A 12,737-nucleotide genomic window follows, 5' to 3' on the forward strand; every position below is an offset into this window, starting at 1 on the left:
CCGCACACGAACGGCCGACGGAGAAGGAGAAGGCGATGACCGGACCGATGATCGCCGCGCAGGGGCTGGAGAAGTCCTACGGCGACCACGCCGTGCTGCGCGGCGTCGACCTGACCGTGCGCCGCGGCGAGATCTTCGCGCTGCTGGGGCCCAACGGCGCGGGCAAGACGACGACCGTCAACATCCTCACGACCCTCGTCCGGCCCGACGGCGGCACGGCCCGCGTCGCGGGCGCCGACGTCGTGCACGACGCCGCCCGGGTGCGCGAGACCATCGCGCTCACGGGCCAGTACGCGTCGGTGGACGAGTTCCAGACGGGCCGCGAGAACCTCGTGATGATGGGCGAGCTCGCGCACCTCCCCCGCCGGGCGGTGCGCCCGCGCGCCGCCGCGCTGCTCGAGCGCTTCGGCCTCACCGACGCCGCGGACCGGCGGGTCGGGACCTACTCGGGCGGAATGCGCCGTCGCCTCGACCTCGCGATCAGCCTCGTGGCCGACCCGGCGGTGCTCGTGCTCGACGAGCCGACGACGGGCCTCGACCCGGCGTCGCGCGCGCAGCTCTGGGAGGTCGTGCGGGGCCTCGCCGCCGACGGGACGACCGTCCTGCTGACGACCCAGTACTTGGAGGAGGCCGACCGCCTGGCCGACACGATCGCCGTCCTGCACGACGGCCGCGTCGCGGCGCGGGGCACGGCCGCCGAGCTCAAGGCGCTCGTCGCGGGCGACCACGTGCGCGTGGCGTTCGGCGACCCGGAGAGCCTGGCCTCCGCCGTCGGGCTCGCGCCCTCGATCGGGCTGGCCCGCCCGACCACCGACGCGAAGGACCTCTCCCTCACCGCACCGAGCGACGACCCCGTCCGCACCATCCGCGACGTGCTCGCGGCCGCCGACGCCCACGCGCTCGCGGTCGTGGGGGTCAGCGTCGTGCGGCCCACGCTCGACGACGTGTTCCTCGCCCTGACCCGGAAGGAGGGCGCCCGATGAGCGCCGCACCCACGACCACCCTGCCCCGGCCGTCCCGCACCACGCGGCCGCGCGTGCGGCAGACCCCGGCCACGGCGGCGCGCGACGTCCGCACGATGGTCGGTCGCGAGACCCGCCGCCAGCTGCGCAGCGTCGACGGGCTCGTCACAGCCTTCGCGCTGCCCGTGATGATCATGCTCGTCTTCGTCGTCATCTTCGGCGGGGCGATCGGCGGGGACGACTACATCGACTACGTCGTGCCCGGCGTGCTCGTGATGTGCCTGGGGTTCGGCTCCGCGACGGCCGCGGTCGGCGTGGCGCAGGACATGACGTCGGGCACGATCGACCGGTTCAAGACCCTGCCGATCTTCGGGCCGTCCGCGCTGTGGGGGCACGTCGTGGCGAGCGTCGTGCGCAACCTCGCGTCCGCCGTCGTCGTCGTGGGGGTCGCGCTCGCGCTCGGCTTCCGGCCCGACGCCGGGCCCGCCGACTGGGCGGGGCTCGTCACCTTCGCCGTCCTCGCCGTGCTGACGTTCACGTGGCTGAGCGTGGCGCTCGGCCTCGTGCTGAGCGTCGAGGCGTCGCAGTCGGTGAACTTCCTCTTCCTGTTCGTGCCCTACCTCAGCTCGGGGTTCGTCCCGATCGACACCATGCCGTCCTGGCTGCACGGGTTCGCGGAGAACCAGCCGTTCACGCCGGTCATCGAGACGTTCCGCGGGCTGCTCGCAGGCGCGCCCGACGCGTCGACGGCCCTGACCGCCGTCGCGTGGCTCGCCGGCTTCCTCGTCGCGAGCTGCGCCGCCGGCTCCCTGCTCTACCGCCGACGGACGGCCCGCTGACCCCCCGCGCTCTTCCCCCTGGCCCTCCCGCGCGGCCGAGCAGGTGGTCCTGGTGCGTCCGGTCGGCAGGACGCACCACGACCACCTGCTCGCGCCACCGGGAGGGCCTGCTCGGCACGGCTGCGCCCCGGGTCCGGGCGCCGTCGGGGAGGATGAGCCCATGACCGACGCACCCGACCTCCCGCCCCGGCTCGCGCTCGCGTGGGGCGTGGCCGAACGCCCCGAGCGCGCGCCGAAGCGCGAGCTGAGCATCGAGCGGATCGTCGACGCGGCCATCGAGATCGCCGACGCCGACGGGCTCGGGGCCGTGTCCATGGCGAAGGTGGCGCAGAGCCTCGGCTTCACGACGATGTCGCTCTACCGGTACGTCACGAGCAAGGACGACCTGCTGCTCCTCATGCAGGAGGCGGCGCTCGACGTCGAGTACCCGCCCGCGCACGAGCCCGCCGACTGGCGCGCCGAGCTGCGCGAGTGGGCGCAGTTCACGATGGCGGTGTTCGCGTCGCACCCGTGGTTCCTCGACATCCCGGTGACCGGCGCGCCCCTCACGCCGAACAACCTGCGCGGCGCGGACGCCGGGCTGCGCGCGCTGCGGTCCACGCCGCTCGACGACGAGGAGAAGATGTCCGTCATCCTCCTCGTCAGCGGGTACGCCCGGAACGCGGCGCGGCTGCAGACCGACCTCGCACGCGCCGTCGCGGCGGCCGGGGGCGACGAGGCGGTCCAGGGCGGCGCGTGGGCCGACGCGCTGCGCGGGCTCGTGGACGAGGTGCGGTTCCCCTACCTGCGCCCGCTCGTCGAGGCCGGCACGTACGCGGGCGAGGGCGACATCGACGACACCGCGTGGGGCCTGGAGCGGGTGCTCGACGGGATCGCCGTCTACGTCGACGCGCGGGCCGCCGGGGCGCCCGGCGCGGGCCGCGCGCCCGGGCGGCAGCCCGCCACGGTCACGGAGCCCGCACCGGCGACGGACCCGCGCGACGCCGTCGCCCCCGTCGAGGTCGCCGTGCACGTCAAGGACGCACGGGTCAAGAAGGCGACGCTCCGGCGGCGCGACGCGGAGCGGCGCGTGCGCGAGGCCCAGAAGAAGGTGCGCGAGCTCGAGAAGGCGCTGCGGGACGCCCAGAAGGCGGAGCACGACGCGGCCCGCGCGGCCGTCGAGAAGACGCGCGGCTGAGGCTCCGCGCACGACGGCGGCCGGTCACCCCGCGGGGTGGCCGGCCGCCGTCGTGCGTGAACGGGCGGGGTCACTCGGCGAGCGCGAAGCCCGTCGTCCAGGAGGTCTTCTCCCCCGCCGCGAGCGTGAGCTGCAGGAAGCCGAGGGCCTCGAGCTCGTGCGCGCGCTTGAGCGAGCCGGCGTCGACGACGCGGACCCCGGACACGGCGCCCGCGAGGGCGGCCTTCGCGTCGGCGTCGTCGCCCGCGACGAGGACCGTCGTCGGGAGCGGACCGACCTGGCCGGTGGCGAGCGTCGCCGCGAAGTTCGTGTTGAACGCCTTGAGGACCCGCGCGCCCGGGACGCGCTCCTGGATCTGCGCCGCGGCCGACGAGCCGTCGGGCACGACGAGAGAGTCGAACGTCGCGAAGTCGAGCGGGTTGGTGATGTCGACGAGCACCTTGCCGTCGAGGCGGCCCTCGTAGGCGCCGAGGACGTCGTCGAGCGCCCCGTACGGGAGGGCGAGCACGACGACGTCGCCCGTGATCTCGTCGCCGACGGTGCCCGCCGTGACGCGCGGGTCGACCTCGGTGGCCTCACGGGTCAGGACCTGCACCTGGCTGCCCGCGGCGAGCGCGAGACCGGCGATGGCCGAGCCCATGTTCCCGGCGCCGATGATGGTGATGCTGCTCATGGTGGCTTCCCTTCCTCCGCCGGCCCGACGGTCGGCTATTAGTTGTTGCTACAACTAACACCGTACGCCGCTAAAGTTGTACCGTCAACTATGCGGATCGCCGCACCGGAGGAGGCACGATGACGACGGAACCCCGCTGGCTCGACGACCAGCAGCTCGACGCGTGGAAGCGGCTCGTGGCCGTCGTGGAGCTGCTGCCGGGCGTCCTCGACTCCCAGCTCCGGCGCGACGCCGACCTCAGCCACTTCGAGTACTACGTGCTCGCGATGCTCTCGGAGGCGCCGCGGCGCACGCTGCGCATGACCGACCTCGCGGGCGCCACCAACGCCACGCTCCCCCGGCTCTCCCACGTCGTCGCGCGCCTCGAGAAGCGCGGCCTCGTCGAGCGCGTGCCGTGCCCCGAAGACCGCCGCGCGACGAACGCGCACCTCACCGACGCCGGCTGGGAGAAGGTCGTCGCGACGGCGCCCGGTCACGTCGGGACGGTCCGCGACCACGTGATCGACGCGCTCACCGACGAGCAGGTCGAGCAGCTCGACGCCATCGCGGGCGCCATCCTCGAGCGCGTCGACCCCGACGACCGCATGGGCTTCCTGCGGCGCTGAGCCGCACGCCCGCGCCCGGCTGCGCCCTCGGTACCGCGCCCCGGGCGCCCGGACCCGGGTCCCCGCGGGGTCAGCGGGTCCGCACGGGCCCCGCGAGGACGAGCCGCTCGCCCGGCGCGAGCGCGCCGAGCGCGACGAGCGGGTCGTCGACCGCGAGCTCGACCCGCCCGGGCAGGGCGGCGAGCACGTCGTCCCACTCCGGGGCGGCGTCGTCCACCTCGACGCTGTGCCCGTTCACGAGGTCGAACGACACGTACCGGGCGGTGCCGCCCGGGGCGCCGAGCGCGAACGCGGTGACGCGACGCACGTCCGCCCACGGCGCGAGAACGCCGCCCTGCCCGTCGTCGACCTCGACGCCGCGCGCGGACACCGCGACGCGCATCCGGTCGGCCGTCACCCGGCGACCTCGGCCGCCTCGAGCCACGCCGCCTCGAGCTCGTCCTTCTCCGCCGCGAGGGTGCGCAGCTCGGCGTCGAGCTCCGCGACCGCCGCGAAGTCGGTCGCGTTCGCCGCGATCTTCTCGTGCAGCCGGCCCTCGGCCTCCGCGATCTTGCTCAGGCGCCGCTCGATGCGGTTGATCTCCTTCTTCGCCGCCCGCACCTCGGCCGCGCTCGGGCCCGGGGCCTCCGCGGCGGGCCCGGCGTCCGGCGTCCCGTCGGCGCCGCCCGTGGGCGCGAACCCGGTCGACGCCGCGCCCGCGCCCGCGAGCGCCGCGCGCCGCAGCTCGAGGTACTGCTCGACGCCGCCCGGCAGGTCGCGCACCTGGCCGTCGCCGAGCAGCGCGACCTGGCGGTCCGCGACGCGCTCCAGCAGGTAGCGGTCGTGCGAGACGACGATGAGCGTGCCGGGCCAGCCGTCGAGCAGGTCCTCGAGCGCGGCGAGCGTGTCGGTGTCGAGGTCGTTCGTCGGCTCGTCGAGCAGGAGCACGTTGGGCTCGGCGACGAGCAGGCGCAGGAGCTGGAGGCGGCGCCGCTCGCCGCCCGAGAGGTCGCGCACGAGCGTCTGCGACCGCTCGCGCGTGAAGCCGAGCCGCTCGACGAGCTGGGACGCGGAGAGCTCCTTGCCGTCGACGACGACCGAGCGCTTCTCGTCCTCGATCACCTGGATCACGCGCGCGCCGGCGATGTCGTCGAGCTCGCCGACGTCCTGCGACAGCTCCGCGACGTGGACGGTCTTGCCGCGCTTGACCCGCCCGGAGTCGGGCTCGCGCCGCCCGGCGAGGAGCGCGAGGAGCGTCGTCTTCCCTGCGCCGTTGACCCCGACGACCCCGTACCGGTCGCCGGGCCCCAGGCGCCACGTGACGTCGTCGAGCAGCACGCGCTCGCCCTGACCGTCCTGGCGCGGCACCGCGACCGTCACGTCCTCGAGGTCGAGCACGTCCTTGCCGAGCCGCTTCGTCGCGGTGCGCGTGAGCTCGAGCGTGTCGCGCGGCGGCGGGACGTCGGCGATGAGCGCGGCGGCGGCGTCGAGCCGGAACTTGGGCTTGGACGTGCGCGCGGGCGCACCGCGCCGGAGCCACGCGAGCTCCTTGCGCAGCAGGTTGTCGCGCTTCTCCGCAGCGACGGCCGCGGTGCGCTGGCGCTCGGCACGCGCGAGCACGTACGCGGCGTACCCGCCCTCGTAGCCCTCGACCTGGCCCGAGCCGTCGCCCCGCACCTCCCACATGCGCGAGCACACGGCGTCGAGGAACCAGCGGTCGTGCGTGACGACCACGAGGGCGCCCTTCGCGCCCGGGCGGGCGAAGCGGTCGCCGAGGTGCGCGGCGAGCCACGCGACGCCCTCGACGTCGAGGTGGTTCGTGGGCTCGTCGAGGAACAGCACGTCGTGGTCGGCGACGAGGAGGGCCGCGAGCGCGACGCGCCGCCGCTGCCCTCCGGACAGCGTGTCCGCCGGGGCGTCGAGGTCGAGGTCGCCCAGCAGTCCCGCGTGGACGGTGCGGATGCTCGCGTCCGACGCCCAGGCGTGGGTCGCGGCGTCGCCGTGCACGAGGTCGCGGATCGTCGCGCCGGTGCCGACGTCGTCGCGCTGGTCGAGCAGGCCCACCCGCAGCCCGCCCACGCGGGTGACGCGGCCGCCGTCGGGCTGCTGCGTGCCCGCGAGGAGGCGCAGGAGGGTCGTCTTGCCGGCCCCGTTGGGGCCGACGATGCCGACGCGGTCGCCGTCGTCGAGGCCGAGCGAGACGTCGTCGAGCAGGGTGCGGGTGCCGACGGTCAGCGAGATGCCGTCGGCGCCGAGAAGGTGAGCCACGCCGTCGAGCCTAGGCCGCACCCCGTGAGTGCGGGAAATAGCCGCCGATCCGCGACGGGACCAGGACTGTCCCCCGCACCCACGGGAGGGGCGGTCAGCCCTTGAGGCCGGTGTGCGCGAGGCCCTGGACGAACTGCTTCTGGGCGACGAGGAACACCGCGAGGACCGGCAGCACCGTGAGCGTCGTCGCGGCAAGCTGGACGTTCCACATCGGGCCGCCGTAGGCGTCGACGTACTGCGTGAGCGCCTGCGGGAGCGTGAACCGGTCCTTGCTGGACAGGTACACGATCGGCTCGAGGTAGAGGTTCCACGACTTGAGGAACGTGAAGATCGCGACCGCCGAGATCGCCGAGCGCGACAGCGGGAACGCGATCCGCCAGAAGATCCCCCACCGCCCGAGGCCGTCCATGCGCCCCGCCTCCTCGAGCTCGCCGGGGAGCCCGAGGAAGAACTGGCGCATGATGAACGTCGCGAGGACGCTCGGCGCCCCGAGGATCGGGATGACCACGAGCGGCCAGTGCGTGTCGATGAGCCCGAGCGAGTTGACCATCCGGAACAGCGGGACGATCGTCACCTCCGACGGCACGAGCAGCCCGACGAGCACGAGCAGGAACAGCGCGTTCGCCCCGGGGAACCGGATGCGCGCGAACGCGTACCCGGCCATCGAGGCCACGAGGATCGTCCCGACCGTCACGACCACCGCGATGTAGAGGCTGTTCCAGTACTGCTGCGCGAACGGCTGCAGCCGGAACACCTCGCCGTAGGCCGCGAACGACGGGTCCTGGGGCCAGAGCGTCGGCACGGCCCGCAGGATCTCGCTCATCGGCTTGAGGCTCGACGTCGCCATCCACCACGTCGGGAAGACGAACGGCACGCTGAGCACCACGAGGAGCGCCACGAGCGCCGCGCGCCCCCAGCGGCGGCGCGTGCGCGCGCTCCCCGTGCGGCGCGCGGGCCGTCCGCCGCGGGTCGCCGCGCCGTCGGCGCCGCCCGTGCCCGACGCCGCGGGCCGGGCGGGGCCGTCGTCCGCGCCCGGGAGCGTGGCCGGGCCGGGCATCACGTCAGACTTCATGGAAGACCCACCTCTTGCGCGTCTGCCACTGCACGAGTGTCAGGACGAGGACGATGACGAACAGCAGGACGGAGATCGCGCTCGCGTAGCCGAAGTCGTTGAACCGGAACGCCTGCTGGTACAGGTAGTAGACGAGCACGGTGGTCGAGTTCCCCGGCCCCCCGCCCGTGAGCACGGCGATCTGCGCGAACACCTCGAGCGAGCCGACGATCGTGAGGATCGAGACCAGCAGGACGGTCGGGCTGATGAGCGGGAGCGTGATCGACCGGAACCGGCGCCACGCGCCCGCGCCGTCGATGCGCGCGGCCTCCTGGATCTCCTCGGGCACCCCCTGCAGGGCCGCGAGGAACAGGATCATGTTGAGGCCCACGTTCTTGAAGACCTGCACGACGATCACCGAGAGCATCGCCGTCGTCTCCCCGCGCAGCCAGTTCGGGCCGTCGACGCCGAGCAGCGACAGGAACCCGTTGATGCCGCCGTCCGCCTGGAGCAGGAAGCTCCAGACGATCGTCCACGCGACGAGCGACACGACGACGGGCGAGAAGAAGAACGTGCGGAACGTCGTCGTGCCGGGGAGCCGCTGGTTGAGCAGCACCGCGAGGACGAGCGCGAGCGAGATGTTGAGCACGACGAGCCCGACCGAGAACCACAGGCTCGCGAGCAGCGAGTCGCGCAGCCCGGGGTCGGCGAGCATCCGCTCGTAGTTGTCGGCGCCCGCGAACGTGAACGTGTTCGCGAGGACGTTCCACTCGTGCAGCGAGTACCAGACGACGGCGACCAGCGGCGCGACGACGAACGCGAGCGCGCCGAGCACGGCGGGCGCGACCATGGTGTAGCCCACGGCCGCGTCCCGTCGTGCGAGTGCGGAGGACGCCACGCTCAGTCCCCGAGCAGGGGCTGGATCGCCGCGCACGTGTCGGCGAGGACGCCCTCGACGTCCGCGTCGGCGGTCCACAGCGCGTCGAGCTGGGCGCGCACCGTGTCCTGCAGCTTGGCGAAGTTCTGGTGCGACGGCTTCGTCACGGCGCCCTGGATGCCGTCGACGACGACCGCCTGGAGCTGCTCCTCGCTGAGCTTCGGGTTGGCGGCCCCGAGCGTCTCGGCGGTGAGCAGCGACTCGCGCGGCGGCGGGAAGTACGCGGCGAGCGTCTCGGCGTTCTCCGGGTTGGTGAACCACGCGAGGAAGTCGGCCGCGACGTCGGGGTGCTCCCCGGCGGCGAAGACACCGATGCCGGCCTGGCCGATGACGTTCTGCTGACCCGCCGGGCCCGCCGGGAGCGGCACGACGTCCCACCCGAACGAGTCGTCGAGCGACGACGCGCGGCTGATCTGCGTGATCGTCATGGCGGAGTCGCCCGCGAAGAAGTCGGCCGTCGTGCCGGGACCGGGCAGCGCCTTGTCGACGAACGTCGCGTCGTGGACCCACGTGAGCGCGTCGACCATCTCGGGGTCGGTGAACGTGCACTGCGTGCCGTCCTCGCTCCACGGCGTCGCGTCCCAGCCGTCCCAGATCGTCGACAGGTTCTCCCACACCTTGTAGTCGAAGTCGCGCACCACGAGGCCCTGCTTGCCCGACGTCGCGGCGGCCGCCGCCGCGATCTCGCGGACCTGGTCGTAGGTCCAGTCGCCCGACGCGACGAGGTCGGCCGGGTTCGGCTGGCCCGCCGCGGCGACCTGGTCGGTGTTGACGAACAGCGCGAACGGCGAGTTGGAGAACGGGTAGGCGTAGAGGCCGCCGTCCTTCTCCCACAGCGCGAGCGACGAGTCGAGTAGGTCGTCGTACGCGTACCCCTCGGTCTCCTGCAGCTTGGGGCCGACGTCGACGAGCGCGCCGCTCGCCACGAACTCGGGCGCGTAGCTCTCGAGGATCCACGCGAGGTCCGGCGCGTTGCCGCCCGCGAGCTGCGTCGTGAGGGACGTCGTGTAGTCCTCGAACGGGATGGTCTCGAACGTCACGCCGGACACGAGGTCGGGGTTCTCCGCGACGTACGCGTCGGCGATCTCCTGGAACTGCGCGAGCTGCGTCTCGTCGGCCGTCCAGACCGTCATGCGCAGCTCGACCGGCTCGCTCGGGGTGCTCGGCTCACCCGCGACGTCGTCGCCGCCGCCGGAGCACGCGGTGAGGACGAGGGCGAGCGCGACGCCGCCGGCGGCCAGGGGTGCGCCGACGAGGCGGCGCCGGCGCGGGGCGGGCCGAGGGGCCGACCGTGGGATGAGGGGGTTCATCAGTTCTCCTTCGGACTGAGGGTGGGCGGAGGCCCGGGCGCGGGGAGCCCGGGTCAGTAGGGGTGGGCCTCGGCGGGCCAGCGCAGCTCGACGCCCGCCCGGACGAGCTCGTCCTGGTAGTCGGCGAGGAGGTCGGCCTTCGACTGGACGGCGTGCGGCGTGCGCCCGGTCGCGAGGCAGTGGGCCGCGAGGTGGCCGGCGACCTCGCCGACGTTCCACTCGACGGGGTGCAGGCGGTAGCAGCCGTTGGTGATGTGCGTCGTGCCGATGTTCTTGTTGGCGGCGAGCAGGTTGGTCACGCGCTGCGGCAGCAGCGCGCCGAGCGGGATCTCGAACGGCGTCGACGCGACGTCGATGTACGTGTCGCCGCCCGTCGAGGGGTGCAGGTCGATCCGGTACATGCCGACGCCGACCGAGTCGTCGTAGCGCGTCGCGCCGCGGTCGCCGCGCACGGCGTACGAGACGTCGTTCTCCGTCACCGTCGTCACGGCGCGCAGGCGGCGGGACTCGCGGTGGTAGGCCGCCTGGGCGAGGCCGTCGGCCGAGCCCATGACGTCGGGCCGCAGGCGCAGGCCCGGGAAGCCGGTCCCGCCGTCGGCGCGCGGCGCCTCGGTCTGCATCCAGTAGAGCATCGAGAGGCTGAGCTGCCGGGCGTCGGCGATCCGGGCCTCCTCCACGTCGCGCGGCACGTCGAGCACGGGCGCGAGGAAGTAGTCGATGCTCGGCCAGTTCACGAGGCACAGGTCGCTCGCGTAGTGGCCCGGCGCGAAGAGGTCGCGGGCCGCGATACGCCGGAACGTCCAGAGGTTCCCGTCGCCGGGGTTCTTCGACTGGTCGGCGTCGACGGCGCGCGGGTCGTCGCCCGGGTTCGGGGTGAACGACCGCACGTCCATCGCGAGCGTGCGCGGGTTGGGCGCCTCCCACGACAGCATCCGGCGCCCGTTCCACGGGCCGGGGGTGTACGTGCTCCAGAAGTCGTAGCGCTCGGGGCGGTCGATCGTGTGGTCGCCGTCCACGTGCTCGACGGCGAAGCACACGCTGAGGGCCTGCACGTTGTCGGGCTGCGCCTCGTCCGGCGCGCTCGGCTCCCCGGTCTCGCGGTTCGACTCGAACCCGGTGACGTACTCGGTGCCCGTCAGCGGCAGGAGCTCGCCCGTCTCGGTCGCGTCGACGACGAACGCCGCGTGCACCGTCACGACCGCGCCCCCGGCGTCGGCGGTGACCGGGGCGAGCGTCACGGAGGTGACGCGGTCGCCGTCGGTGGTGGCCGCCGTCGGGCGCACGCGCTCGAGCAGGCGGATGCGGCCCGCGGACCGCCACGGGGCGAGCATCTCCTCGAGCACGCCCACCGCGACGCGCGGCTCGTGGCACAGCTTGGAGACCCAGCCCGCGCCGGGGTTGAGGGCGTCCCACGTGCGCGCGGCGTCCGTGAGCGGGTAGGAGCGGCGGTAGACGTCGCGGATGCCGTCGCGCAGCGCGCGGTAGCGCGCGGTCACGCCGAACCGCTCGACCCACGGGCTCTCGTCCGGCGGTACCGCCTGGGACGTGAGCTGGCCGCCGATCCACGGGTGCTCCTCGGTGAGGACGACGCGGGCGCCGCGCTCCGCCGCCGCGAGCGCGGCGGCCACGCCGCCGAGCCCGCCGCCGACGACGAGGACGTCTGCCTGGAGGTCTGCATGGGTCACGCTGGGGTTTCCGTTTCTCTGGTGCTCGGTGGTGCGGTCTGAGGTCGGTCAGGCGGGTGCCGCGACGCCCGACGGCGCGGCGACGGTCTCGCCGTCGACGTCCACGCACTCGAGGAGCTGGTGGAGCTCGTCCTCCGGGACGGCGACGGCGCGCGACGCGCGGCGGTCCGAGCGCCCCGAGCCGGACTCGGCCGCGACGAGGCGGGACAGCAGCACGAGGGCGCGCGCGCCCATCTCCTCGCGCGGGATGGAGAAGCCCGACCAGCGGCGCCCGCCGGGGCGCCCGTGGTGCGGCTGGCCGAGCAGGAGCACCGAGACGTCCGCCGGCACGCGCACGCCCCGGTCCTCGAGCTCGTCGACGAGCTCCTCCGGGGAGTTCTCGGGTGCCACGACGACGGCGGTGAGCCGCTGGTCGACGATCTCGGCCGCCGTCGCAGGCACGTCGTCCAGCTCGACGAACCGGACGGTCAGGCCGTGCGCCTTCATCGTCGCGCGGTAGGCGTCGACGCGGTCGAGCGTGGGCTGGTCGGTGCCGCGCGGCCCGACGTACCCGATGCGCTCGTGGCCGAGCTCGACGAGCCGCTCGACCTGGCGCGCGGTCGCCGCGACGTAGTCGGCGCCGACGTAGGGCAGGCGTCCGCCGTCGCTGCCGCGCTTGCCGATGAAGACGAAGGGGTAGTTCGTGTCGAGCAGGTGCTGGAGCTCGCCGCGGTCCTCGTGCTGGCCGAGCAGCAGGCAGCCGTCGGCGATCCCGAGGCGCTGCCAGCCGTCGCGCGTGAGACGACGGCGCCCGTCGACCACGCGCGCGCTCGTGAACAGCAGGATGTCGATGCCGAGCTTCTCGGCCGCGTGCTCGATCCCGACGAGGAACGGCCCGTAGAAGTCGCGACCGGAGCGCGGGAACGTCGCCTCGTAGGTGAAGACGCCGAGGATCTGGTTGCGCCCGCCCGCCAGACGCTGCGCGACGGGGTTCGCCGAGTAGCCCGTGATCCGGATCGCGTCGAGCACGCGCTGGCGCGTCTCCTCGCTGATCCGCACCCCCGCGGGCGTGGAGTCGTTCAGCACGAACGAGACCGTCGCCTGGCTGACACCCGCCATGGCGGCGACGTCGGCCTGGGTGATGCGGTGCCTCGGCATGGATCCTCCTCGATCACGTCGTCGATGACGTGGAAGGAGTCTCGCCAGGCCGGGCCCGGCCGGTCAACGGAGTAATACGCATTATTACGCCGGGACCCGTGCGGCTCCGCGGGT

General features: G+C 73.9%; 12 protein-coding genes. 4 read left to right on the plus strand and 8 right to left on the minus strand.

Features of this window, described 5'->3' with window-relative positions; all coding sequences use genetic code 11:
- Window positions 1-35: 35 nt before the first annotated feature.
- The 3 genes from B9L22_RS14600 to B9L22_RS14610 all read left to right on the plus strand — a co-directional run bounded on the left by B9L22_RS14600 (window position 36) and on the right by B9L22_RS14610 (window position 2,978).
- Window positions 36-983, plus strand: a complete 948-nt coding sequence (locus B9L22_RS14600; protein ID WP_086150912.1) for an ATP-binding cassette domain-containing protein — start codon at window positions 36-38, stop codon at window positions 981-983.
- Window positions 980-1,801 carry an ABC transporter permease gene (locus B9L22_RS14605; RefSeq protein WP_198947308.1) on the plus strand — a complete coding sequence of 274 codons (822 nt, stop codon included), beginning with the start codon at window positions 980-982 and terminating at the stop codon, window positions 1,799-1,801. Before B9L22_RS14600 ends, B9L22_RS14605 begins: the two co-directional genes overlap by 4 nt.
- A gap of 160 nt (window positions 1,802-1,961) precedes the next feature.
- Window positions 1,962-2,978, plus strand: coding sequence for a TetR/AcrR family transcriptional regulator (locus B9L22_RS14610; protein ID WP_086150913.1), 1,017 nt, complete (start codon window positions 1,962-1,964; stop codon window positions 2,976-2,978).
- A gap of 70 nt (window positions 2,979-3,048) precedes the next feature.
- Here the strand turns inward: B9L22_RS14610 and B9L22_RS14615 are convergent, their stop codons facing one another.
- Window positions 3,049-3,651, minus strand: coding sequence for an NADPH-dependent F420 reductase (locus B9L22_RS14615; RefSeq protein WP_043656625.1), 603 nt, complete (start codon window positions 3,649-3,651; stop codon window positions 3,049-3,051).
- Between the two features lie 119 nt (window positions 3,652-3,770).
- Between B9L22_RS14615 and B9L22_RS14620 the strand changes: the two genes are divergently transcribed.
- Window positions 3,771-4,256: a MarR family winged helix-turn-helix transcriptional regulator gene (locus B9L22_RS14620; protein WP_021483746.1), complete on the plus strand. Its 486-nt coding sequence runs from the start codon at window positions 3,771-3,773 to the stop codon at window positions 4,254-4,256.
- 70 nt (window positions 4,257-4,326) lie between these two features.
- On the opposite strand, the gene B9L22_RS14625 is transcribed toward B9L22_RS14620, so the two are convergent.
- The 7 genes from B9L22_RS14625 to B9L22_RS14655 all read right to left on the minus strand — a co-directional run bounded on the left by B9L22_RS14625 (window position 4,327) and on the right by B9L22_RS14655 (window position 12,623).
- Window positions 4,327-4,653 (minus strand): hypothetical protein, encoded by a 327-nt coding sequence (locus B9L22_RS14625; RefSeq protein WP_034654213.1) that lies wholly within the window; start codon window positions 4,651-4,653, stop codon window positions 4,327-4,329.
- Window positions 4,650-6,503, minus strand: a complete 1,854-nt coding sequence (locus tag B9L22_RS14630; protein WP_086150914.1) for an ABC-F family ATP-binding cassette domain-containing protein — start codon at window positions 6,501-6,503, stop codon at window positions 4,650-4,652. Before B9L22_RS14630 ends, B9L22_RS14625 begins: the two co-directional genes overlap by 4 nt.
- A 94-nt stretch (window positions 6,504-6,597) precedes the next feature.
- Window positions 6,598-7,575: a carbohydrate ABC transporter permease gene (locus B9L22_RS14635; protein WP_228485058.1), complete on the minus strand. Its 978-nt coding sequence runs from the start codon at window positions 7,573-7,575 to the stop codon at window positions 6,598-6,600.
- Window positions 7,565-8,452, minus strand: coding sequence for a carbohydrate ABC transporter permease (locus tag B9L22_RS14640; protein ID WP_233140156.1), 888 nt, complete (start codon window positions 8,450-8,452; stop codon window positions 7,565-7,567). Before B9L22_RS14640 ends, B9L22_RS14635 begins: the two co-directional genes overlap by 11 nt.
- A 2-nt stretch (window positions 8,453-8,454) precedes the next feature.
- Window positions 8,455-9,801 carry a sugar ABC transporter substrate-binding protein gene (locus B9L22_RS14645; protein ID WP_086150915.1) on the minus strand — a complete coding sequence of 449 codons (1,347 nt, stop codon included), beginning with the start codon at window positions 9,799-9,801 and terminating at the stop codon, window positions 8,455-8,457.
- 53 nt (window positions 9,802-9,854) lie between these two features.
- Window positions 9,855-11,486 carry an FAD-dependent oxidoreductase gene (locus B9L22_RS14650; RefSeq protein ID WP_086150916.1) on the minus strand — a complete coding sequence of 544 codons (1,632 nt, stop codon included), beginning with the start codon at window positions 11,484-11,486 and terminating at the stop codon, window positions 9,855-9,857.
- Window positions 11,487-11,534: 48 nt separating this feature from the next.
- Window positions 11,535-12,623 (minus strand): LacI family DNA-binding transcriptional regulator, encoded by a 1,089-nt coding sequence (locus B9L22_RS14655; protein ID WP_034650649.1) that lies wholly within the window; start codon window positions 12,621-12,623, stop codon window positions 11,535-11,537.
- Between the last annotated feature and the right edge of the window lie 114 nt (window positions 12,624-12,737).

The sequence above is a fragment of the Cellulosimicrobium sp. KWT-B genome (assembly GCF_002127155.1).
Lineage (GTDB): Bacteria > Actinomycetota > Actinomycetes > Actinomycetales > Cellulomonadaceae > Cellulosimicrobium > Cellulosimicrobium funkei.